1 protein-coding gene is annotated in these 242 nt (G+C 37.2%); it reads left to right on the top strand.

Translation table 11 applies throughout. From position 1 onward, the window contains the following. Positions 1–32: 32 nt before the first annotated feature. Positions 33–242: DIP1984 family protein (locus tag RRF55_RS27680; protein WP_439419252.1), on the top strand; the 210-nt coding region annotated here is incomplete at its 3' end.

Consider the following 242-nt stretch of genomic DNA (forward strand, 5'->3'; position numbering starts at 1 on the left):
TAAGACTCATCTAAAACTTTAAAAATAAATCTATGAAACTAGCAGAAGCACTTTTATTGCGTAGTGATTTACAAACCAAACTCGCCTCTTTACAACAACGCATCAACAATAATGTGCTAATCCAAGAAGGCGATGAACTGAGTGAAGACCCCAATGCACTGATGGGTGAGGCCTTTAGTGTAAATACAGAGTTACATCATCTGATTGAAAAAATTCATGCGACCAATGCTCAAGCTAAAACC

It is taken from the genome of Klebsiella sp. K47, assembly GCF_051858335.1.
Classification (GTDB): Bacteria; Pseudomonadota; Gammaproteobacteria; order Enterobacterales; family Enterobacteriaceae; genus Klebsiella; species Klebsiella pneumoniae.